The 17,240-nt window shown below is 61.3% G+C and carries 32 protein-coding genes and 1 tRNA gene; all 33 read right to left on the reverse strand.

Annotation, left to right across the window (positions count from 1 at the left end; translation table 11 throughout):
- Window positions 1-26: 26 nt before the first annotated feature.
- The 33 genes from ACWGQ1_RS03585 to ACWGQ1_RS03745 all read right to left on the reverse strand — a co-directional run bounded on the left by ACWGQ1_RS03585 (window position 27) and on the right by ACWGQ1_RS03745 (window position 17,203).
- Window positions 27-533, reverse strand: coding sequence for a phage tail tube protein (locus ACWGQ1_RS03585; protein ID WP_452312355.1), 507 nt, complete (start codon window positions 531-533; stop codon window positions 27-29).
- A 111-nt stretch (window positions 534-644) separates the two neighbouring features.
- Window positions 645-1,061: a hypothetical protein gene (locus tag ACWGQ1_RS03590; protein ID WP_452312356.1), complete on the reverse strand. Its 417-nt coding sequence runs from the start codon at window positions 1,059-1,061 to the stop codon at window positions 645-647.
- Window positions 1,058-1,459: a hypothetical protein gene (locus tag ACWGQ1_RS03595; protein ID WP_452312357.1), complete on the reverse strand. Its 402-nt coding sequence runs from the start codon at window positions 1,457-1,459 to the stop codon at window positions 1,058-1,060. The genes ACWGQ1_RS03590 and ACWGQ1_RS03595 overlap by 4 nt, the downstream gene beginning before the upstream one ends.
- Window positions 1,459-1,863 carry a DUF6093 family protein gene (locus tag ACWGQ1_RS03600; protein WP_452312358.1) on the reverse strand — a complete coding sequence of 135 codons (405 nt, stop codon included), beginning with the start codon at window positions 1,861-1,863 and terminating at the stop codon, window positions 1,459-1,461. The genes ACWGQ1_RS03595 and ACWGQ1_RS03600 overlap by 1 nt, the downstream gene beginning before the upstream one ends.
- Window positions 1,857-2,333 (reverse strand): hypothetical protein, encoded by a 477-nt coding sequence (locus ACWGQ1_RS03605; RefSeq protein ID WP_452312359.1) that lies wholly within the window; start codon window positions 2,331-2,333, stop codon window positions 1,857-1,859. The genes ACWGQ1_RS03600 and ACWGQ1_RS03605 overlap by 7 nt, the downstream gene beginning before the upstream one ends.
- A gap of 16 nt (window positions 2,334-2,349) precedes the next feature.
- A complete protein-coding gene (locus tag ACWGQ1_RS03610; RefSeq protein ID WP_452312360.1) occupies window positions 2,350-2,493 on the reverse strand; it encodes a DUF7302 family protein in 144 nt (47 codons plus the stop codon).
- Complete coding sequence (locus tag ACWGQ1_RS03615) at window positions 2,493-3,392, reverse strand: phage major capsid protein (RefSeq protein ID WP_452312361.1); 900 nt, start codon at window positions 3,390-3,392, stop codon at window positions 2,493-2,495. The genes ACWGQ1_RS03610 and ACWGQ1_RS03615 overlap by 1 nt, the downstream gene beginning before the upstream one ends.
- A 15-nt stretch (window positions 3,393-3,407) precedes the next feature.
- On the reverse strand, window positions 3,408-3,878 hold the full coding sequence (locus tag ACWGQ1_RS03620; RefSeq protein WP_452312362.1) for a hypothetical protein: 471 nt from the start codon (window positions 3,876-3,878) through the stop codon (window positions 3,408-3,410).
- A gap of 76 nt (window positions 3,879-3,954) precedes the next feature.
- Window positions 3,955-4,623, reverse strand: coding sequence for a VG15 protein (locus ACWGQ1_RS03625; RefSeq protein ID WP_452312363.1), 669 nt, complete (start codon window positions 4,621-4,623; stop codon window positions 3,955-3,957).
- A complete protein-coding gene (locus tag ACWGQ1_RS03630) occupies window positions 4,577-6,031 on the reverse strand; it encodes a phage portal protein (protein ID WP_452312364.1) in 1,455 nt (484 codons plus the stop codon). Before ACWGQ1_RS03630 ends, ACWGQ1_RS03625 begins: the two co-directional genes overlap by 47 nt.
- The gene (locus tag ACWGQ1_RS03635) at window positions 6,028-7,389 is read right to left on the reverse strand and encodes a hypothetical protein (protein ID WP_452312365.1); all 1,362 of its coding nucleotides are present in this window, start codon (window positions 7,387-7,389) and stop codon (window positions 6,028-6,030) included. The genes ACWGQ1_RS03630 and ACWGQ1_RS03635 overlap by 4 nt, the downstream gene beginning before the upstream one ends.
- 103 nt (window positions 7,390-7,492) lie before the next feature.
- Complete coding sequence (locus ACWGQ1_RS03640) at window positions 7,493-7,762, reverse strand: hypothetical protein (protein WP_452312366.1); 270 nt, start codon at window positions 7,760-7,762, stop codon at window positions 7,493-7,495.
- 115 nt (window positions 7,763-7,877) lie between these two features.
- Complete coding sequence (locus ACWGQ1_RS03645; RefSeq protein ID WP_452312367.1) at window positions 7,878-8,165, reverse strand: HNH endonuclease; 288 nt, start codon at window positions 8,163-8,165, stop codon at window positions 7,878-7,880.
- Window positions 8,166-8,324: 159 nt separating this feature from the next.
- A complete protein-coding gene (locus tag ACWGQ1_RS03650; protein WP_452312368.1) occupies window positions 8,325-8,579 on the reverse strand; it encodes a hypothetical protein in 255 nt (84 codons plus the stop codon).
- Window positions 8,580-8,896: 317 nt separating this feature from the next.
- Entirely contained in the window at window positions 8,897-9,067 is a 171-nt protein-coding gene (locus tag ACWGQ1_RS03655; protein ID WP_452312369.1) for a hypothetical protein, read from the reverse strand.
- The gene (locus ACWGQ1_RS03660) at window positions 9,064-9,234 is read right to left on the reverse strand and encodes a hypothetical protein (RefSeq protein ID WP_452312370.1); all 171 of its coding nucleotides are present in this window, start codon (window positions 9,232-9,234) and stop codon (window positions 9,064-9,066) included. The genes ACWGQ1_RS03655 and ACWGQ1_RS03660 overlap by 4 nt, the downstream gene beginning before the upstream one ends.
- Window positions 9,227-9,412: a hypothetical protein gene (locus tag ACWGQ1_RS03665; RefSeq protein WP_452312371.1), complete on the reverse strand. Its 186-nt coding sequence runs from the start codon at window positions 9,410-9,412 to the stop codon at window positions 9,227-9,229. Before ACWGQ1_RS03665 ends, ACWGQ1_RS03660 begins: the two co-directional genes overlap by 8 nt.
- A gap of 381 nt (window positions 9,413-9,793) precedes the next feature.
- Complete coding sequence (locus ACWGQ1_RS03670) at window positions 9,794-10,249, reverse strand: DUF7455 domain-containing protein (RefSeq protein ID WP_452312372.1); 456 nt, start codon at window positions 10,247-10,249, stop codon at window positions 9,794-9,796.
- A complete protein-coding gene (locus tag ACWGQ1_RS03675; RefSeq protein ID WP_452312373.1) occupies window positions 10,191-11,018 on the reverse strand; it encodes a hypothetical protein in 828 nt (275 codons plus the stop codon). Before ACWGQ1_RS03675 ends, ACWGQ1_RS03670 begins: the two co-directional genes overlap by 59 nt.
- A gap of 404 nt (window positions 11,019-11,422) precedes the next feature.
- Window positions 11,423-11,506: transfer RNA gene (locus tag ACWGQ1_RS03680), tRNA-Leu, on the reverse strand.
- Window positions 11,507-11,790: 284 nt separating this feature from the next.
- Window positions 11,791-12,447: a hypothetical protein gene (locus tag ACWGQ1_RS03685; protein ID WP_452312374.1), complete on the reverse strand. Its 657-nt coding sequence runs from the start codon at window positions 12,445-12,447 to the stop codon at window positions 11,791-11,793.
- Window positions 12,444-12,692 carry a hypothetical protein gene (locus tag ACWGQ1_RS03690; RefSeq protein ID WP_452312375.1) on the reverse strand — a complete coding sequence of 83 codons (249 nt, stop codon included), beginning with the start codon at window positions 12,690-12,692 and terminating at the stop codon, window positions 12,444-12,446. Before ACWGQ1_RS03690 ends, ACWGQ1_RS03685 begins: the two co-directional genes overlap by 4 nt.
- 40 nt (window positions 12,693-12,732) lie before the next feature.
- Window positions 12,733-12,918, reverse strand: a complete 186-nt coding sequence (locus tag ACWGQ1_RS03695) for a hypothetical protein (protein ID WP_452312376.1) — start codon at window positions 12,916-12,918, stop codon at window positions 12,733-12,735.
- Window positions 12,919-13,029: 111 nt separating this feature from the next.
- Window positions 13,030-13,260, reverse strand: a complete 231-nt coding sequence (locus tag ACWGQ1_RS03700) for a hypothetical protein (RefSeq protein ID WP_452312377.1) — start codon at window positions 13,258-13,260, stop codon at window positions 13,030-13,032.
- Window positions 13,257-13,763, reverse strand: coding sequence for a hypothetical protein (locus ACWGQ1_RS03705; protein ID WP_452312378.1), 507 nt, complete (start codon window positions 13,761-13,763; stop codon window positions 13,257-13,259). Before ACWGQ1_RS03705 ends, ACWGQ1_RS03700 begins: the two co-directional genes overlap by 4 nt.
- Window positions 13,747-14,136 carry a hypothetical protein gene (locus ACWGQ1_RS03710; protein WP_452312379.1) on the reverse strand — a complete coding sequence of 130 codons (390 nt, stop codon included), beginning with the start codon at window positions 14,134-14,136 and terminating at the stop codon, window positions 13,747-13,749. Before ACWGQ1_RS03710 ends, ACWGQ1_RS03705 begins: the two co-directional genes overlap by 17 nt.
- Window positions 14,136-14,294 carry a hypothetical protein gene (locus ACWGQ1_RS03715; RefSeq protein WP_452312380.1) on the reverse strand — a complete coding sequence of 53 codons (159 nt, stop codon included), beginning with the start codon at window positions 14,292-14,294 and terminating at the stop codon, window positions 14,136-14,138. Before ACWGQ1_RS03715 ends, ACWGQ1_RS03710 begins: the two co-directional genes overlap by 1 nt.
- Window positions 14,291-14,524, reverse strand: coding sequence for a glutaredoxin domain-containing protein (locus ACWGQ1_RS03720; RefSeq protein ID WP_452312381.1), 234 nt, complete (start codon window positions 14,522-14,524; stop codon window positions 14,291-14,293). The genes ACWGQ1_RS03715 and ACWGQ1_RS03720 overlap by 4 nt, the downstream gene beginning before the upstream one ends.
- Before the next feature lie 163 nt (window positions 14,525-14,687).
- Entirely contained in the window at window positions 14,688-15,071 is a 384-nt protein-coding gene (locus ACWGQ1_RS03725; protein ID WP_452312382.1) for a helix-turn-helix domain-containing protein, read from the reverse strand.
- Complete coding sequence (locus ACWGQ1_RS03730) at window positions 15,047-15,988, reverse strand: hypothetical protein (protein ID WP_452312383.1); 942 nt, start codon at window positions 15,986-15,988, stop codon at window positions 15,047-15,049. The genes ACWGQ1_RS03725 and ACWGQ1_RS03730 overlap by 25 nt, the downstream gene beginning before the upstream one ends.
- 164 nt (window positions 15,989-16,152) lie before the next feature.
- Window positions 16,153-16,419 carry a WhiB family transcriptional regulator gene (locus tag ACWGQ1_RS03735; protein WP_452312384.1) on the reverse strand — a complete coding sequence of 89 codons (267 nt, stop codon included), beginning with the start codon at window positions 16,417-16,419 and terminating at the stop codon, window positions 16,153-16,155.
- On the reverse strand, window positions 16,416-16,841 hold the full coding sequence (locus ACWGQ1_RS03740) for an HNH endonuclease (RefSeq protein WP_452312385.1): 426 nt from the start codon (window positions 16,839-16,841) through the stop codon (window positions 16,416-16,418). The genes ACWGQ1_RS03735 and ACWGQ1_RS03740 overlap by 4 nt, the downstream gene beginning before the upstream one ends.
- A complete protein-coding gene (locus ACWGQ1_RS03745) occupies window positions 16,838-17,203 on the reverse strand; it encodes a hypothetical protein (RefSeq protein ID WP_452312386.1) in 366 nt (121 codons plus the stop codon). Before ACWGQ1_RS03745 ends, ACWGQ1_RS03740 begins: the two co-directional genes overlap by 4 nt.
- Between the last annotated feature and the right edge of the window lie 37 nt (window positions 17,204-17,240).

A 17,240-nucleotide genomic window follows, 5' to 3' on the forward strand; every position in this document is an offset into this window, starting at 1 on the left:
GAGAGTAGCCCCACCCAGGTCGTCAATCACGCGACGAGAACCGCGTCCCGCTCCGTGGGCTTCGTGATGTAAATCGCGTACTTCGCCGTGTCCACACCGTTCTCAGTGGGAGCATCCGGACGACGCACACCAACCACACCCGTGATGACATCCGCACGCTGACCAACAGCATGCGTGTCAGCATTCGCAACAGCGCGACGCACCACGAACTGCGACTCCGCCTGCGACGCAGCCAGAGCCGACAGAATCCGGTCAGCAGAAGCCGCATCATCCGACTCCACAACCGTCACCTCAAGCGCCTCAGTCACCTTCCCCGGACGAGACAGATCCTGGATCAGCGTCAAACGCTTGTCCTCAACCGTCGCCTGGTTCACCGTGTGGTTCCAACCACCAGCAGTGATGCCGTAGGTGATCGGCTTCGCAGTGCCACCATTCAGAATCGCCACAGACTTCGCGTTCGACCCCGAAGGAAGGTTCGTGATCCGCCAACGCCCATCAGACTGAGTGCTCGCCGGTACAGTTTCAGCCGCCATAGCAGCCTCCTTTCATCTCCCCGTGAACCGGGGTTCGGTCACCCTTGGGGAGAGCCAAGGGGGCATAGAAAAAGCCCCACCAGGCGGCAGGGCTTGAAAGTTCAGTGAGGGTCAGGGCCGGCGGGACCAGAAACGGAACGAGAAATCCCGGTAGAACAAGTCAGCGGTACGGTCGTAACCGTCGCCCTCCTCCACATCAGGGACAAGAGTGATCGGCGAGCACGTTCGACCAGCAACCGCAAGCGTGTGGCCAAGCAACTGCTGAACCACGGGCTCCCCCAACGTGTCTAACGCAACATCCGACGTCGTAACCACCCGCACGTCATACGTGAACCGACGATCCGACTCGAACACGTTTACACCAGTCAGCCGCCCGTCGTCATACCGGTCAGGCTTCGACGACTTCGCCACCACATAGTTCGCACGAACAGTCTCATCACCGTTCTTCCGCACGATCGGGAACACCTTGCCCGCCAGAATCGGATGCTCCTCAAGACGAGCACGAAACGCCGCAAACTCAGCCTTCATCGCTCCACCTTGTCAATCACAGCCTCCGTGATCGCGATCTCAAGACCACGCACAAAGTCATCCTCGTTCGCCTCGAGAGCATCACGACCAGCATGCTGAGGCGCCGCAAGAACACCACCAGGCGCGTCTTCAAGGAAACCCGCCGAAGCGCCAGGGGTCTTACCCAGAGACGGACCAACCTCAGCCTCTATCGCGCCGCCCGGGTACTTGATCGTGTAATCCACTGCCGCCGCATACGACGCCGCATAGCCACGCGAAACAGTCGCACCCTGACGCCAGTCGTCCTTCACGCTCCGAGCCGTGACCTCGAGCGCCTTCTTGATGTTGCGGTTTGCCTCCGCCGGTACCCCACTCAGATCAGCAGCCAACTCATACAGCTCCGAGAAGTCATCAGCCATCAGCCCAACTCCTCCAACGGATACCGATGCGCCGTCACCTGACCCGCCACCGGAAACCCCTGCACACGAAACCGACGACCAACCAGCACCGGATCATCCGACCCAACCACCAGCACCTCATCGTTATCCCGCAACAACACAGTCCCAAACGGCACCGACAAATACGGCTCCTGAACCGTCACCGGAGTCGACGGCGCATCCGCATTCGTCACCTCACGCGAACCCCAACGGATACGAGCACGACCGGCAAAACGCTCCGTAACGATCTCCCAAGTGGGATTACCCGTCGTCTCATCAACGCCATCCTTGAACCGGCCAACCTGCACCCGATCAGTCATCCGCGACTCAGCCTCAGCACGCAACCCAGGAAGCGCCGCCGCAATATCCGAACCCAGGCTCACCATCCACCACCCGGCTCATAGATAGGGCCGCCAGCCATGTTCGTTCCGCACGAGCACGCACCGCCGAAGTAGATCGAGCACCACGGCGGGTGCGGGCGTGAATGGCTAACCATGTCGATCGCGAAGGCCCCCGAAGGGTCCGTGAGCCCGAGAAGGTTCCACCACTCGTCCTGGATGGCCACCCTCCCTCTACCAGAACGATAGGAACGGGAGGTTGTGCCATCGTCCACCGTGATGGAGACCTGCGTTGCGTCGTCAGGCTTCTTAACCTGCGCAACTACGGCCTCTCGGATCACATACTCGAGCTTCGCTTCGTCAATCGACTCGATGCCGACCCCAAGCTGATCTGCGCGGTTGTCGATGAGCATGGTGGCGTCATCTATCCACAGGTACCATTGCTGGTACTGGATCGAACCAGATACGGGGGCGACCACGCCGAGCGCAACCGCAATTGTTTCGGGAGTCACAGCCATGACCGCCCCCTCTCCGTTAGTCGTCCGACTTGTCAGCGGGCTTCCGCGGACGCGACTTGGGTGCCGCATCTGCGGGCTCCCAGTCGGCGCCGAGGCGCTTCGCAGTGTCGTCGGAGACGTTCACCACCGCTCCACTCGCCTTGTTCTTGAGTCGAGGCATCAGACCAGATCCTCGATGACCGCGAACTGGTCCGCGAACACGTACCACGCGAAGATGATCTCCGCACGGAACAGCACCTCGTTGTGGCCGGCAAGGTCGCGGCCGGTGTTGTCCGGGTCGCCGAACTCGAGCATCCGGAACGGGAACGTGCGCTGCACGCCCCAACGGATGCCCTGCTCGAAGTTGCCCACGATCGCACGAACCTTGTTGTCCGCCGCGTCGCCGTCCTTCGGCTTACCGGAAACAGTGCTCGAGACCGAAGCGCGGAGGCCCTCGAAGTTGGAGACGTTGGCACCAAGGCCAAGCTCCGGGTACTTCTTGCGGCCGTCAGCGTAGCGGGCCGTCGAGAGCTTCCACGCGTACTGCGGGTCAAGGGCCACACCGGTGGGGCTGTAGCCATCACCGATCACCAGACCCGCTGCCGCCTCGAAGTCGATGTCCGCGTTAGCGCCGACCTCAACACGGTTGGTGGTCGTGTTGAGGTAATTGCTCCACCCAGTGATCGCGTTACCCGTGCGAGGGTTGATGCGGTAGTAGGCGCCGAGGTCAAGGCCTCGAGCCAGCGCGCGAGCACACTTCTCCTCGAACTTGTCGAGGATTCCAAGCTGGTAGTCCTCATCGGCGATCTTGAACTCATCCGACGTGCGGAAGTTCACGACAGCCTTGTGAGGAACCGCGATCACCGAGCTCGGCTTGGCGTCGTCGGGGCTCTTGGCACCAGACTCCTCGACGAATTCGGCAGTCAGGTCGTCATCGAACGTGACGATGTTGACGTCACCGAATCGCATCGGCTCCTGACCCGAAAGGGCAGCGATGGTAGATCCGGTCTTGGACTTCTCGACGATCCCGTCCACGATCTGCGTGGGCAGGAGAACATCGGAACTGGTCAGCGTGACCATATGGGCCTCCTAGGCTTAGTCCCCACTGAGCGACTGAAGCCATTCGCGCTTCGCCGCATCCTTGGGAGAAAGGGTTGTTACGGTCTGTCTGCCCTCCTTGCGGGCGACGTTGCCGTTCTTTTTCTGATCTGCGGTGCGCTCCGCCAGCCTCTTGGCCTGGGCCTCGAGCGCTTCCGCATCGGAACCGGTAAGGAACAGGTCACGGTCCTCCGCGGAGATTCCGTGGCGCGTGGCGATCTCGGAACGCAGCGCGCGGGCTTCCGCCTCCGCATGCTTGGCCTCGAGCTCGGCAAGCTTCTGCTCTACCGACTTCGCGCCGTCCGCCTTCGCCTTCAGTTCCGCATAGTCGCCGAACTTGTTCTTGGCCTGCTGCGCAAGACGATCAGTGATGATCTGGTCAAGCTCAGCCTGCGTGAACGTCTTGCCCTGTGGCTGCTCGCCATCTTCCGGAGCCGTAGGGGCCTCGGGAGCAGGTGCGTCACTCATTGGTTCCATCCGTTTCTGTGCCGTCGCACGTCAGAACCCCGAAACTGTCGGGTACAGCTCGCCCGTGAGCGAGAAATCAATCCGGGTAGTTGCCTTCGAGGTAGTCGCGCAAGAACACACGCTCACGAGGGGATCGCCGCCGCTTCGAAGCCATGTACTGCACCGAGGAAGCCTCAGGCCCTACCTCTCCGCCCCTGAACACCGGAGCAGCCGTACACATGCAGTCGTCATGCGCCGCGAAACGAACCGTCGCCTCCCGGTAAACGGCCCCACGATCCGCGAGCATCCGACAGAACTTGCACGACTTAGCCCCACGCGTGATCCGCATCCACCCGACCGCCTGAGGATCACGCCGCCGATTCGACAACACCGTGTCCCTATACGGCCGCGCCATCTCAGACCGCATCAACTGCGCAAACCGTGCCGCCGCGAGCTCATCATCATCCGCCGACAACGGCTCAGACGCCCACACAACCCCCCGGCGAATCTTCACCGTCCGATCAAGAACCACCGGAGCCGCCGAGAACCGACCCGCCACCCCAACACGCGCATCATCGTAGAAATCCGCCGCCAACGCTGCAGAACCCTCCGAATAGAACCCGAGCACATCAGGCACCGTGTCCAACAACTGCACACGACGCGACTCCCACCGACCAGAAGAACGGCGCAGCATCCACCGCACCGTATCCTCCGCATCATCACCCAGCAGCGTCAGTTGCGCCTTCGACTCCAACGCGGTCACCATTCGCAACCTCCGCCTGACGAGCCTCGATAATCGACAACGCCGACTGCCGGCCAACCGCCTGACGCCGCTCCTGCAACGCCAAATCGATCTCCTGCTGAGACCAACCCAGCCGCCGCATCGCCACCGTCGTCTCCCTCACCCAATCGGGCAGAGAAGCAATCTCCTTAGCGCCCGCATCAGCCTGAGCCGCACGAGACAGATACATCGGACTGCGCCACTTCGCATCAATCGACGCCCAAGCCTCCGGAACCTCATCCAGACCGTTCTGAATCGCCAAAGCACGAGCAACCGCCCGCCTGATCGGAACCGACCAGTCATCCGTCGCACCCTCAGCCTCAGCAATCAGATCCTCACGAGACGCGTTGTACGCATCCGCCGACGTCGGATTCGCCATATCAGTCAACGCGAAAGCCGAATCCGGAAGGTCATACTCACGCGCCTCAAGCTTCGCCAACGCGTTCAGGTCAGCAAGGTGAGGGGCCGGCGACTGGGCCGCAATATGCTTCACATCAGCACGACCACCCTCAATCACGTCACCGCGGTCATCGACCGCATCCGGCAACGCCAACGCCCGCCCAAGAGCGATCTGCCACGACGCCTTATACGACCCGTCCTCGTTCTTGAACATGCCCTCACTGGCACCCAACAGAATCAACTGAGGGATCGTGAACACGTCCATGTGCGCCTCAAGCCGCACAAGCTCCCGCAACGCCGCATATTGATGCGAAATCGCAGCCGGAGTGATACGCGAACGCCCCATACGCTTCGACGTTCGCGGCTTGTACACCAGCGGATCAACCGGAACATGCCACGGGTGCTCAGACCGATCAACAACCCAACGCCCATCCTCAAGATCAGCGTTGATCGTCTCCCCATCCAGATACAGGACGAACCCCGTGATCCGGTTCCGCTCCCGAGACGTCACCGACAACAGATTGTCCAGGCGACGCTTCCGCGCGTTCCACTCCCCCGTCGCATTCAACGCATCCTTCGCGTGAATCAGCGCGGCCGGCTCATCCTCATCACCCTTCGTAGTGATCAGATACGAGATGCCATGGATCAGCGAATCAGTGCGCCCCTGAGACAACTCCGACAGCAGGAAGTTCGAATCCTCGAGTTCCTGCATACCCAACGCATCGAGGTCGCCGTCAGCCCACACCATCTCATCGAGATTGCAACGCCGCGCAAGACCATCAACGCCCTTGGCCGTCCACCCCAGAGCAAGACCCAACCGGTGATACTGCGGAGGGATGATCGAACCCACCTGCCGAAGCGCCGACTTCCCGTCATACAAGTCAGAACGCTTCCGGTTGTGATGCGTCTTATCCTTCAACTGCTTCGCCAAGAAGTTGACCGTCACAAGCTCGTCATCAGTCAAACCCGGAACACGGATCGCCTCATCAGTCACAGGATCACCGCCGTCCGTTCACTAGCCCTACGCCGCATCGGACGCTCCACGTCATCCTTACGAGCGCCCCACAACGCCAAAGTCGCCGACACCACGGGAGTGATATCCGACTCCTCGTCCTTCCGATTCCACGCCCAAGCACCAGCCAACGGACGCTTCCTCGCAACCGACAACGCCACATTCAACTGCAGCTGATCCGTATGCCGAACCAACGGCTCCGCAACCATCACCGCATCAAACAACTGCCCCGAAGCGATCGCCATGTCACGCCCCTCCGCCGCAGCCAACGTCACAACCACATCCGTGCCACGCAGATAATTCCGACCCCGACGTTCCTCAACCAGGCCCGTCATCTCATCCACAACAACCGCATGCAACCGGTTACGAGCAGCACGATCAGCAACCCAAGAAGCCACCCAATCAGTGCCCTTCTTCTGGTCATCGAGCTCCACATGCCACAACCCATCGGCACGCCGGCCAGCGAGAGCAACGGACGCCACACGACGGTCAGGCGCCACATCGATCGCCAACGTCAACCGCTCAACCGGCATCGACGCCGGATCAGCAGCCCGAGCCCACGACGCCGCATCGATAACCTCCGGCGTGCCCGCAGCATCCCAAATCCCCATCGCCTCACGACGAAACGAATCATCATCCGTCAACTGCTCACGCATCCGCTGCATCGACTCCAACGGAGTCCGAGACGGATACGACGGGTTCGCCTTCCTCCACTGCTCCCGATCATCCGGGTCAGCGTCATCATCGGCCGAGAACTCGATGTAGACCATGTTCTTGGCCTTGCCGCTCAGCGCCTTAAATCGCCGAGCGGTGAACTCCTCACCCGGATCGCTAGGCCGCGGCGGGGTCCCCATGAAGAACAACAACGCCCCAGTCGGCTGCAAGCTCGCGTTCGTCGCCGGCACCATGTCCTCAAGCGCCTTCTCCGAGAGAATCTGCGACTCGTCGAACACCTCAACGTCGACCGCATCGAAACCGCGGCCAAAACCCGCCTCGCGAGCACCGAACATGATCCGAGACCCGTTCGTGAACCAGATCTCCTGCTCACCGTTCGTCCGCCGAATCGCACGAACATGCGGCCAAACCTTCTTCCGGCGAACCATGCCCTGCATCGTCGTAAACGTCATCGAAGAAGTTCGCGTACGGTGAGCCGTCCACAACACCGTCATCTGTGGGAACAGGATGCACAACGCGATGATGATCATGCCGACGAAGAACGTCTTACCGACCTGGCGCGGAATGCTCAGAACAACGCCACCAACAGTCGCCGCATACTTACCGGACTTATCCAACCCCAGCGAGATCTTCCCAGCACCCTGCTGCCACGGATCGAATGTCACCCCAAACTCGGCACACTTCGGCTCAACCCGATCCCAAACCGTCTCGCGAATCGTCGGCGGGTAAACAACGTGACGGGCAGCCTCAGACAACCGCGGGCTCGAGCTAGATTTCGTCCGGGTCGAACTTCCCGTTGGGGACATCGGCGCCATGCTCAGCCTCCTGCTGCTTACGCGCGTCGATAGCCTCGATCTCCCGCACCGTCTCCATCAACCGCTTAGTCAACGCAGCCAAATCACGCGCAGGAGTCGAAGCATCCTCGACCGCAGTCGCAATACGATCCCTCGTCGCCTCCAACAAGTCCCGAGTCGTGCCGTTCTTCGCCGCATCAGCAACCGAACGCACGTTCGACGAACCACCATTCGAACCACTCACATGACCACCACCTTGTGGAAAAAAGGTCGGGGAGGGAGGACGGCAAGCCCCGGAGACCCGGCAGGGGTGGGCTGGTGGGGGCACTCCCCCTGGTCGTCGAAGCGAGGTTCGATGGTCAGTTGAGTGCACCTGATCTTTTGATGATTGGTGCGTCGAGTCGTGCGCGTTTCTTGCTGTTGCATCGCCAGTGCGCTGGTTGTGCGTTGCTGGTGTCGTGCCGTCCGCCTTTGTGGACGGGGATGATGTGGTCGGCGACGTATGCTTCGGGGTTTGGTTTGCGTGTTCCGGGTATGAAGTATGGGATGTCGTAGTCGATGGGTTCGCCGCAGAGTCGGCAGTTGCCCCCGATGCGGCGGACGTGTTGGCGCATGCGGTCTTGCATTGCGGTGTTGCGCCTGACCATGGTTGCCTCGCTACTGGTGACGAAGACCCAGCTGACGACTAGTCGGTGTCGCCTGGTGCTGCTGGGTCGCAGCAGAGGAGCATGGCGAGGATGCTGACGTGTTGTTCGTTGCAGGTGGTGCAGGTGTGGAGTGTGCGGGTCATCGTTGACCTTCTTTGCCTAGTCGTGGCCGATGATGGCTTTGGCCATGTTGACGTTCGACCAGCAGTGTTCGCAGAGCACGGTGGTTTCCGGCTCTGAGTACTCTCGGGCGGTATCGCGCATCTCCCTGGCCAGGAAGGGCGCTACCCGTAGGAGTGGAGACTGGTTTGTCGTGACGGAGAAGCTGACGCCCTCTCGTGAGGTGATCTCGATGGGCGTCAGGGACTCAAGAAATGCGGCCGCATCCTCAAGCAAGCGAACCTCGTCGTTCATCGTTGACCTTCTCTTACTGAGGTTTATGGGTGGTAACCCTCAGTAACGTCACTGTTGCTGAGGGTTGTGGGCGTGGAGTTCAGTCGTAGGAGAGTCGGTAGCTGAGCCGGCGCCTGCTCGGGTCGTACCCTGTTAGGTCGTCGTTGACACAGCATGCGTCGGCGCTTGCTTCGGAGTTCCAGCCCGTGCCGCAGTCTTCGCAGACGTGGGTATCGGTCATGTGTGTGCTCCGTGGATTCGGTTTCCGCAGGCGCATGTGATGGTCCCGCTGACCGGGTAGGTGGCGGGGCGTCCGCATCGTGCGCAGGCCGTGGCGGTCACTGTTCGATCCCGTTGATCCAGGTGCGCATTTTGGGTGTCCATCCGTCTGGTGTTTCGGGCTGGTCCGTCTTGTGGTTGAACGCCCAGTGGAGTGCGGGTTCGCGGACGATGTAGGCGAGGATGACCGTTGTGAGTGCGACGGCGGTCCATGTGATGGCGCGCATCATTCGGCCTCGCGGACGTGTTCGAGTGTCCGGTTGAGTTCGCGTGCTTCTTTGCGTCGGTGCCATGCGATGTGGCCGGCGAGTACGCGGTATTCCTCGGCTTGGTCGGTGTCGTTGCGGTCGATGGCTTCTTCGGCTTTTTGCCAGAGCCGTTCGATGCGGTCATCCATCGTCGTCGTTCCATCTCAGGATCTCTTGCTGTGCGACTACGAGTAGTCCGAGGTAGGCGGTCATGGATGAGTCGCCGGTTGCGTTCACGACGTATGCCGATCCGCCGTCTTGGGTGATGTAGGAGACGACGTGGATGCCGTGGGTTTCGACTGCGCCTTCGGGGAGCTCAATCGGCATGGCTTGTCCTTGTGTGTTCTTTCTGCCACCAGACGCATCCGTGCTCCATGGATGCGTCCTTGTGCGGACCGGCATGCCCGGCGGGTAGGTCACAGTAGAGCCGATCGTCAACTAGCTCAAACAGTTGTTCACACGACTCAGGCGTCATCGGGTACCCCTCCGAGTGCGTCGATCTCTTGATCGCTTGCGCCGGTAAGGAGTCGGATGGCCGAGCGCGTTGTGCCGTCGAGTTCCTGGAGCGCTTGAAGCACCGAAGCGTGGTTAGTCATCGTCTTCTCCGACGTGTGAGTCAACACTGAGCAGGAAGTCGCCCTCACCTTCGAGGGCTTGCACGGCCATTGCGTGCATGGTCTGTCGTTCGCTCTCCATGAGCGTGCCTTTCTAGGCGGGTGTGAGTTCTACGATGAGGGCGCCCATGTTGAGTGCGGTGTCTGCGTACTTGCGGGCGTGGTGTCCGCAGTAGACGAGTGTGCGGCCGCTGGGGAGCGCGAAGACTGCTTTGCCTCGGACGCTGGTCCCGCATGCGTCGCAGGTGGCTAGGGAGTAGTCCTCGGTGTCGATGCCATCCACATCAGCTCCAATCGTGGAGGGTGTGTGTTTCGCGACACAACTAAGAGTGTGTCGCGAAACACACACATGGTTCTGCCCACCGTTCCTCGACGCCGGTTGCCCTACATGTGTGGCTGTTGCCCTGTGGCTGTTGCGTGGGAGGTGGGAGGCTATGTGTTGGCGGTCCGTGTTGCTACCAACAGGTAGACCGCCAAGTGTTGGTGCCCGCTCAGACGCCGCGCACGATTGACATGCGCTGCGGTTCGAGGCTGAGACGCGAGTAACCACCGCAAGAGGTGCAGCGGAGCATCGTGTAGCTCAGCACGTTCGCGACATATCGCCGCGACGTCGGTTCCGTGTCAGAACCGCACCTGTTGCAGACGGTGAGCTTGTTCTTCCCGTCGACGAACAGTGCGGGGTGGTTCTTGATGTGCGGCCGGAACCAGTCGTAGAGGCCCTGAGTGGCGATCACGTCACCGGCGCAGTAGTCGACCAGGCGTTCCTGATCCTCGACGTTGCCGGCTACGGCGCGTTCCATCCGGTCACGGTCGTACTCGTCCGTCTTCGCGGGAATATCGAGGATCTGGCAGAGAGCGTTGAGCGACTTGAACGCGACGCCCGACTTGAATCGGCGGGCGACCTTGAGCGTGTCCACCGTCTTGAACGGCGGCAACGGGGGAAGGTTCGGTTTGTGCTTGTGCCCGATGCGGGGGAAGTACAGGTCACCCTCGAGCCACGGGATGTCCGCATTGTCGAGGTTGTGGCCAACGATGATGTCCGCAGTCGACATGAGAGCGTGGACACGTTTCAGGAACGCCCCACGCCCGCCCTTGTCCCACTCAGCGAGGCGGATCACCTCGGGGCTGTCGTACCACTTCGCACACACGATCGTCGTGCGCGGTTCACGGACCACCGTCTCATGGTGGATGTACCGCTTCTGCAAGTCGCGGCGTTCCCACCATGCCTGCTGAGTGATGCCAGCGACGCGTTCAACGTCGAGGATCAGGATGCGGTTGTTAGCCGCAGGGTTGATGGTGAGCCGGTCAGCGAGTGCCACGGTAGCCCCGCTCTCGACGCCACGAACCGAATGTTGTCACGCTCACCGCGGGGGCACCTTCGTTGGTGAGCTCGCGGAGTAGGTCAGCGTGTTCCCAACCGTTGTTAGTGACGGCGGCGAGTACCGCCTGTCTGTCCGTTTCGGTGAGGCTTGCGAGCCAGGCTTCCAGGCCTGACTTGGTGGGCTTGGGTGCGGGCGGTGCCGCGAGACGGGTTGAGAGCGACACTGGGGTCACCTTTCATAGCCGGTTTGGGCATAAGCCGTGAACATGCTCTGTGAAGTTATGAAGACGTGCCCCGGCCGCATGCAGCGGCAAAGCGATTGTCCGGTTCCTCCAACCGGGCCGGGGTCTTCTGCGAGGGTTGCAACTTCCCGTCACGCGATGCTGTGACGGCCTCGCATTGTCGGGGATGAGGGGGTCGAACCCTCACGTCCTTTCGGACGCGCGATCTTGAATCGCGCGCGGCTGCCAGTTACGCCAATCCCCGGTTGCTCGCCGCGGCTTTACCCGGACACGAGCGTTTGACACGACGGGTTGCGCGCTTTGTGAGAGCCGCCGGATTCCGGAAGTCTCACTGTGGGGCTGTCGTGTTTTTGTGGCACGCGCGTTTGCGTGCAGTGTCGCCGGCGTCGACCCGGCTTGTCCTCGACCGACCATTCGCCACGGGTCATTCCATGAGCCGACCGGGAGGAACAGAAAAGCCGCCCACCATAATGGTTGAGCGGCTGATTTCGGACACAACAATCCGAAGCAATATCAGGATAGCAGACTTCAGCCCATTTGTGCTACCGCTTCCTGAAGCGTGTCGATATCAATTTCGATGCCGAGAGATCGTCCGAGATCCTGTAGGCCTTTCACGCCGATCCAGACGGCCGCGCATTCCCGGTTGCGGCATTCGGCGGTGAACTCGTGTCCGACCCGGAAGGTGATTGTGAGGTTGTCGCTTGATTCCCCCTCCGCGTTGCTCACCTTGTCGGCTCCGCATTTTGGGCATTCCGTTCGACGCAGCGGGACAGTCTTCGGCGGTTCGATGAGATCCCACACTTTCGCCGCCCACGTGTCCGGGTACGACGAGAGGTGTTCGAAGGTGGTGTCGTCCATTGCACCCGTGTTGTGGAGCGTGTTGAGGCGTTCCCAGAAACCGCGAAGATCCAACTTGAGCTCGCCGGCACCCTGAACACCCCATTCCTGCAACCATGCCCGGGTGACGTCCTGCATGTGGATGAGCAGGTCGAGGGACTGGACGTCGAGGATGTTGCGGGTCGACGGCAACCCTCCCCCGCTTCCACCTTCCATTCCGGGTGCGAGCTGCCCGCTGAGCATGTCGACGAGGGCTGGGAAGTGTTGTTGTCTGGCCTGGTTGTCGACGGTTACGGTGAGTGTCCATGGTCCGATCAGTCGGGCCATCCCATCAGACAGTTCGGTCATCGTTTCTCGCTTTCCTTGGCTTGTGCGGCGTGTGCGTCCCAGGGCTCTTTGCCCCAGTCGGCGGGAGCGTCCACTTCGACTCCTGCCAGCCGCGCCGCGAACATGAAGTCTGCGACCGAGTCGCCCGTGGACCAGACGCGCCCGAACTCGACCTTGATGGTCTCCCATTGAGCGCGGGTCAATCCCAGAGTCATCGCAAGGATCTGGTACTGCAACCAGAAGTGCGCCTTGCGCACGTTCGCCAACGGATCACTAACCTGTCGCCGCTTCCTGAATAGTCCCACGTCAGAAACCGCCCTCGGATTGCGCTGCTGCCCCGGCTGGCATCACGGCCGCGAACATACTTCGGATCTCGTTGAGTACCTCGAACGTCAACTCCTCGTGGTCACCGAGTTGCGAAGCCGGAACGCACTGCTCGATGGCAGTCACAAACGTGTCTGTTTCTAGCTCAATCCGCATCTTGAACATCATGGGTTCTCGCTTTCGTGGCAGTTGCATGTGCAGGTGGGGTACACGCATCCGGTGTGGTCGCGGGTAGACGGGAACGCACAAAACCCCGACCGCGACATCACCACCCGCGACTCAGCCATAGTTCTGTTCCTGTTCGATGACGGGTGCGATCCAGTCGGCTATGGCGTAGATGAGCGTGTCCCCGCCCGCCGAATATGCCTCGGCGCTCGGGGTGCATGATTGCCGCGTCATTCGGGACACCACGGTCAGAACGTCTCGCGCCACGTCGTACGGGTCGCGGTCTTCCTGGTAGCCCGTGTGGATCACTCCGCCGACCGCTTCGACCATCGTCTGCTCGCTCATCGGTTCTCTCCCTGCTCGGCGACGGCGAACGCAGCACACAGAGCAGCACGGGCTTCCGCTCGGTGCTGCTCCTTGTCTGCCATCCGTGCGTCCTGCCACGACGCTCCGCTCTCGGCGACCGAGTGGATGGCACGCGCCGCGGCCTCGATCTGCGCGTCGGACGCTTCGCCCTGCGGCTCGGGGTGTCGTTCCTCCTGCACAAGCCAGCGCGGAATACTCCCGTCGTGCGTTTCGGGTTCGTCGCAGTTGCAGGGCGCGGGCCAATCACCGCAGAGGGCATCGGCTCCCCGCTCGGCGCTTGGCTCCGGCACCTCGGAACGACGGAAGACAGCAGCGAGGATGCGCTCAATCAGGCCGTCTCGGTCGGCGGTCGTCCGATACTCGAAGCGGATCTCCGGGTGGTCCCGGATGCTGAGCGGGACCGGGTCGTAGCCAATCGCGTTCTTCAGCGCTTCCCGCTCGTCGTCGGTAGCGGTGGGCGTGTTGTCAGAAGGGTGTGTCATCGCCGTAGCTCCCCGGTGTCGTCCATGCGTCGGTCTGGGTGGCGGGTTCGGGTGTGGGCGCCGGGCGAGACTGGCCCGTGTTCCGCAGCACCGTCACCCCATCAACCCACACGAGCAGGTCGTAGTACTTCTTCCCGTCGTGCTCACGTTCGACGGTCTCTTCCCGGCCGAAGAACGAGATCCGGTCCTTCTCACGGAACTGGGTCCAGTCGATGTTCTTGCCGCGGATGGTTCGGAAGGTGCGGCCCGTGGTGTCGTACCCGCCGGCGTCGTTCTTGCGGGAGTGGGGTTCGCTGGTTTTGAGTCCCCACGGGCCGTCTGTGCCGACGAGTACCTTGTCGACGAACGCGGATCGGACCTGAACATCAGCCATCAGTTGGCCTCCTTCGAGTTGCGGGTCTGGCGTTTCTTCCGCGCCAGCCGAATCTTGATCGTGCTTACGGCGGCGACGGTCAGGGAAAGCAGGAACAGCGCTACAGCTCCGGCAATGCCTGAGAGAATGAGCCAGCCGATGACGTCCCAGGGGTTCACGTGTTTCTCCTTGTGTTGATGGTTTCGTCGATGAGGTCAGGCCTGTATCCCGACCAGTGCCGCACCCCGTCCATGACGACAGGCGCGGACTGGTGGCCCATTGCTTGCAACAGGTCGGTGTAGTCGGCCGCAGCGACCTCCTTGACCGGGATGCCTGCGGTGTTGAACCTGCGGAGTGTGGCTTTGCAGGGTTGACAGTTGGGTTGGGTGTACACAACAACTTCGGTCATGCCCAATCCTCAGGATCTCGGTCCAGGAGCGTCCTGCACAGCTTGCATGTGACGTCGTCCGGGTAACCAGTCAAGAACTTGAAGGATGCGGGTCCGTTTGCATGCAGCGTTTTCGACCAATCCCCCACCCAGTGAACGAAACGCGTCTCCGTGTATGCCTCAGTCACGCGACCTCCCCATAACGTCGAACCAGCCATGCAAACCGGCCAACCTCCGACCTTGACCAAGGCTCACGGTCAGGGAACCAACGCTTGACGGTCGACCGGTCGACACCAACCGTCCTCGCCGCCTCCAAGAAAGAACAACCCTCGTCGAGCAAGCGTTCGACGAGGGCGCGATCACTGGGAGGGTGCGCAGTAGCGGGGGGTAGATGATTCACTCCGAGCCGGGTGCGCCACCTAGTGACGGTGCGGATGCTTACGCCGTACTTTTCCGCGATCTGAGTGGCGGTCATGCCGGATCGTTCGCAACGGAGGAAGTCCAGGTCGCGTTCTGCCTGTGATTCCAGGGTCATGTTTCGCTTCATTCGTCTCTCCTTCCCGTGCATGGGTAGCGAACACACGACCCATCCACAGCCCACTTATGACCCCCCGCGCACGGGTCAGCCTGTTCACGCATCGCCGCATCCCACTGCGCGTTGATCGTCGCCGTGTCCGCGACAGGTGGTTCGTCGTTCCACCGCTCACCGTTCAACCAGACGACAAGCGCCGGCACATACCTCTTGTCAGTCGTGTCCGTGTACGCCTTACCGAACCGGATGATGTCCGCCACCAGGGCGTCCACGTTCATCGTCTTCGCGAGGCTCAAGAACTTCGCCAACGAGCGCTTCTTCTCCGTCTTCTTCGGCCACCACTCATAGGCTCTTTCGAACTCACTCTCGAGCGATCGTTCGCCGATCGCGGGTAGGTGGTTGTCAGTCGCCAGTAGTAAGTAGTTAGTAGTAAGTAGTGGGGCCTTTTTTTCGGAAGGGTTCGGGGAACGGTTTGAAACCAACTCGGAAGGGTTAACCGAACGGTTCCCGAGCAGTGTTTGAACCTCTGGGAGAACGAACCCACGCCAGTCCGGGAACTTCTCGTGAAGCCGGTTGAGCTCGTGCACGATCACGCCCTTGAGGACCATCGAGTACACCTGCCCGTACGCGGTAACCATCGCCTTGGTGACGTTCGGCTTCTGCAACAGGCCGTCGTGCTTCAGGAACGACCGGATCAGCACTTCCTCTGTCTCCTCGTCGATCACCACGAACAGGCCGTCCACGAGTTCCTGCGCAGCGTCTTCGGTCTGCTTCGGGGTGCGGCCGGCTGCTAGTGCCGCGATCCGCTTAGGACGCCAATCGGCCACCCCCGCGTATGTGAGGGTGGCCGATGTGAGGAGCTGCAAGTACAGCAACTGGGCGTGTGGACTGAGGCTTCGGAAGTCGTCGTCGTTCCAGATGTCAGTCCGGATATTCGCTCTGTCACGTGCCACGGTTCCTCCTCATCGTTCTGGCGCCCTGTGGCATGTGCAGGTGTTGATGCGGCATGCTTCGTCGCCACCCCAGTTTTTGCCGGGGTGGCAGCGTGGGCAGCGACCGCATGCGGGCTGTTCGCGGGCGTACGTGGTTGGGATTGCGCCCGGTGCTGTCAGGTAACTCATGCGCCCCTCCTTCTCCTGATTGCTTGCAACGACTTCGCCGAGAACCCAGCCCAGATGCCGGTTGACTGGCCTGTACGTAGCGCGAACTCGAGGCACTGTGCTTGCACGGGGCATGTTTCGCGGCAGATGCGTTTCGCTTCGTCTGCGGTCGGTTTGTCGCCGTGGAGGGGAAACCAGAGGTCGGGGTTCGTGTTGGCGCATGCGGCCTGTTGCATCCATTCCTCAGGGGTCAGGTTGTCCTCCGTATACACACGGATCGTCATGGAGTCACCTTGCGCCGCGGCGATCGCGCCCTGTCCCGCATCTGGATGCAGGAACGGCAATGCCGGCGACCTCGATACCAGACGGCATCCTCGAAGGAATGGCCCCGCTTGCAGAACGGCTTGCGTTCACGCTGGGCACGCAAGTTCTCGGCGTGCGTCATAATCCTGAGATTGGCTACGGCGTTGTTGGACGTATCGCCGTCCGCGTGATCTACGTCCATTCCGACGACCGATCCGATGAACGCGGCGGCAACCAGGCGGTGAACATACTCCCGACGCGCTCGGCCAAGTTGAACGCTGAGATATCCGTACTTCCCGTTCGGTTGTGGGATAAGAACTCGCCCTCGCGGAGACTTGACGCTTCCGAAGTTGCTCACTTCGTATCCGGGCGATCCGGGAATACCAACCCACGATTCGCTCACGACGTAACCCCCTGTTCGAGCAAGATTGCGAATGTCTCGGCGGTCATGGCGACGTACTGCTGCGATGGATCGGTCGTTCCGCGTCTCTTGAACATGACGACTCCGATGAGTGCGTCGTCGTTGCCGCGTTCGGTTTCGGCTTCACGTACCCATGCGGGGAGGTTGTCGCGGCTGGTGTTCTTGCATTCGATGACTACGCGGTTGCCGGCGAATCTGACTCCGCCGATGTCTCCGCGGTCTTTGGTGCCTGTTTTCACGCGCCGGTCGATGCGGTCGTCGTTGAGTCTCTTGGCGAGCCAGTCTGCTTGTGCCCGTTCGAACGAGCTCCCGGCCTTCCTCGCGGATGCACGGTTGCGCGTCACGATTTCTCTCCTCGTGCGGGCGCAAGGTCCGGGTAAG

The sequence above is a fragment of the Microbacterium sp. NPDC055599 genome, from assembly GCF_053618975.1.

What these genes read in the sequence shown, in the direction of transcription:
- ACWGQ1_RS03585 (WP_452312355.1), bottom strand. Translation starts at nt 533, where the DNA reads ATGGCGGCTGAAACTGTACCGGCGAGCACTCAGTCTGATGGGCGTTGG.
- ACWGQ1_RS03590 (WP_452312356.1), bottom strand. Translation starts at nt 1,061, where the DNA reads ATGAAGGCTGAGTTTGCGGCGTTTCGTGCTCGTCTTGAGGAGCATCCG.
- ACWGQ1_RS03595 (WP_452312357.1), bottom strand. Translation starts at nt 1,459, where the DNA reads ATGGCTGATGACTTCTCGGAGCTGTATGAGTTGGCTGCTGATCTGAGT.
- ACWGQ1_RS03600 (WP_452312358.1), bottom strand. Translation starts at nt 1,863, where the DNA reads ATGGTGAGCCTGGGTTCGGATATTGCGGCGGCGCTTCCTGGGTTGCGT.
- ACWGQ1_RS03605 (WP_452312359.1), bottom strand. Translation starts at nt 2,333, where the DNA reads ATGGCTGTGACTCCCGAAACAATTGCGGTTGCGCTCGGCGTGGTCGCC.
- ACWGQ1_RS03610 (WP_452312360.1), bottom strand. Translation starts at nt 2,493, where the DNA reads ATGCCTCGACTCAAGAACAAGGCGAGTGGAGCGGTGGTGAACGTCTCC.
- ACWGQ1_RS03615 (WP_452312361.1), bottom strand. Translation starts at nt 3,392, where the DNA reads ATGGTCACGCTGACCAGTTCCGATGTTCTCCTGCCCACGCAGATCGTG.
- ACWGQ1_RS03620 (WP_452312362.1), bottom strand. Translation starts at nt 3,878, where the DNA reads ATGAGTGACGCACCTGCTCCCGAGGCCCCTACGGCTCCGGAAGATGGC.
- ACWGQ1_RS03625 (WP_452312363.1), bottom strand. Translation starts at nt 4,623, where the DNA reads ATGGTGACCGCGTTGGAGTCGAAGGCGCAACTGACGCTGCTGGGTGAT.
- ACWGQ1_RS03645 (WP_452312367.1), bottom strand. Translation starts at nt 8,165, where the DNA reads ATGGTCAGGCGCAACACCGCAATGCAAGACCGCATGCGCCAACACGTC.
- ACWGQ1_RS03650 (WP_452312368.1), bottom strand. Translation starts at nt 8,579, where the DNA reads ATGAACGACGAGGTTCGCTTGCTTGAGGATGCGGCCGCATTTCTTGAG.
- ACWGQ1_RS03655 (WP_452312369.1), bottom strand. Translation starts at nt 9,067, where the DNA reads ATGATGCGCGCCATCACATGGACCGCCGTCGCACTCACAACGGTCATC.
- ACWGQ1_RS03660 (WP_452312370.1), bottom strand. Translation starts at nt 9,234, where the DNA reads ATGGATGACCGCATCGAACGGCTCTGGCAAAAAGCCGAAGAAGCCATC.
- ACWGQ1_RS03665 (WP_452312371.1), bottom strand. Translation starts at nt 9,412, where the DNA reads ATGCCGATTGAGCTCCCCGAAGGCGCAGTCGAAACCCACGGCATCCAC.
- ACWGQ1_RS03685 (WP_452312374.1), bottom strand. Translation starts at nt 12,447, where the DNA reads ATGACCGAACTGTCTGATGGGATGGCCCGACTGATCGGACCATGGACA.
- ACWGQ1_RS03695 (WP_452312376.1), bottom strand. Translation starts at nt 12,918, where the DNA reads ATGATGTTCAAGATGCGGATTGAGCTAGAAACAGACACGTTTGTGACT.
- ACWGQ1_RS03700 (WP_452312377.1), bottom strand. Translation starts at nt 13,260, where the DNA reads ATGAGCGAGCAGACGATGGTCGAAGCGGTCGGCGGAGTGATCCACACG.
- ACWGQ1_RS03705 (WP_452312378.1), bottom strand. Translation starts at nt 13,763, where the DNA reads ATGACACACCCTTCTGACAACACGCCCACCGCTACCGACGACGAGCGG.
- ACWGQ1_RS03710 (WP_452312379.1), bottom strand. Translation starts at nt 14,136, where the DNA reads ATGGCTGATGTTCAGGTCCGATCCGCGTTCGTCGACAAGGTACTCGTC.
- ACWGQ1_RS03720 (WP_452312381.1), bottom strand. Translation starts at nt 14,524, where the DNA reads ATGACCGAAGTTGTTGTGTACACCCAACCCAACTGTCAACCCTGCAAA.
- ACWGQ1_RS03725 (WP_452312382.1), bottom strand. Translation starts at nt 15,071, where the DNA reads ATGCACGGGAAGGAGAGACGAATGAAGCGAAACATGACCCTGGAATCA.
- ACWGQ1_RS03735 (WP_452312384.1), bottom strand. Translation starts at nt 16,419, where the DNA reads ATGACGATCCGTGTGTATACGGAGGACAACCTGACCCCTGAGGAATGG.